This is a genomic window from Oleiphilus sp. HI0132 (assembly GCF_001635845.1).
The window spans coordinates 1-1,398 of record NZ_LWGJ01001743.1 but is presented as its reverse complement, the minus strand read 5'-3'; the positions used below and the strand labels follow the sequence as shown (position 1 = coordinate 1,398).

Annotated in this window: 2 protein-coding genes; both read left to right on the top strand. The window is 44.2% G+C overall.

Annotated elements, in window-relative coordinates; translation table 11 throughout:
• The coding region (locus tag A3766_RS26620) for an EAL domain-containing protein (RefSeq protein ID WP_156509167.1) at window positions 1-364 on the top strand (364 nt) is incomplete at its 5' end.
• Window positions 365-474: 110 nt separating this feature from the next.
• Window positions 475-1,398, top strand: a 924-nt coding sequence (locus tag A3766_RS26615) for an NAD(P)-dependent oxidoreductase (protein ID WP_082907231.1), incomplete at its 3' end; no start/stop codon positions are given.

Sequence of the window (1,398 nt, the reverse complement as noted above, 5' to 3'; positions counted from 1 at the left end):
ACTTAAGTCAGGGCTTAAATTCAGTATTGATGACTTTGGTACAGGTTATTCGTCTCTTGGTTATATCAAAAAATTCAGCCATATCCTGTCAAAGATTAAAATTGACCGTATGTTTGTCAATGAGTTAATTAACAACAGCTCTGATCAAGCACTGGTCAAGAGTATCATTACCTTAGCTGATAGCTTATCTATCGAGGTCTTGGCTGAAGGTATCGAGTCTAAGAAGCAGGAAGAGTCATTAATCGGGCTTGGTTGTGATTATGCTCAAGGCTTTTTCTATTCTAAGCCAATCCCAGCACCCGAAATCCCGGCCTTCATTCGAAAGTGGCAACAGACACCGCATATTGTCAGCTCAAGCTCTTAGAAAGAAAAAAGCTTCGGGTACCTAAACAGGTTTTTGTCATCAATTAGCTTGATATGACATACTCTCGTTTTTCTTGGCGAAGCAAAATTGATCTTAAGGCAGGTGGCGCGATGAAAGGGGTTTTCCTTGATGTAGCAAGTATGGGAGATGGTCTGGACCTGAGTGATATCGAGTCTTCATTTAGCCAATATCAATCTTATGATACGACGGAATCAGCGAATGTCTGTGAACGAATAAAAGGCTTTGAGGTGGTCGTTGTCAATAAAGTGCTATTGGGGAAGAAAGAAATAACAAGTAACCCCAGCCTAAAGCTGATAGCCGTTACGGCGACAGGGACGAACAATATTGACTTGCAAGCGGCTAAAGAGGCCGGTGTTAGGGTCTGTAATGTCACACAGTATGGGCGCCCGGCTATTGTTCAGCATACCTTTTCTTTGTTGCTGGCACTAACAAACCGTTTATTGGATTACGCTAAAGATGTTCAAGATGGACGCTGGTGTACAAGTCCGATTTTTTGTTTGATGGACTACCCTATTGTTGAACTGGAAGGCAAGACGCTTGGCCTGCTCGGTTATGGTGACCTTGGACAGGGTGTTGCAAAAATGGCCGAAGGCTTTGGCATGAAGGTTATACTGGCAGCTCGTTCCGGTCAAAGCTTGGAAAGTGTTGATGGCTATCCTCGCTTGGCTTTGGAAGAGCTATTGCCGCAAGTTGATGTCTTATCTATTCATTGCCTGCTGAGTGATGAAACTACAAATCTAATCGATGCCAATGCCCTGTCTAAAATGAAGCCTTCGGCCTATTTATTAAATCTTGCTCGAGGTGGCATTGTGGATGAAAACGCTTTGGCCGAGGCATTGAAAGAACGCCGCTTGGCCGGCGCAGCAACAGATGTCTTATCCGTTGAACCGCCTAAGGGTGGAAATGTACTACTGGATAGAGAAATTCCAAACTTAATTGTTACCCCTCATTGTGCTTGGGCGAGTAAAGAGGCGCGTCAGCGCTTGTTGGACAAAGCTGCCGCAAATATTAGA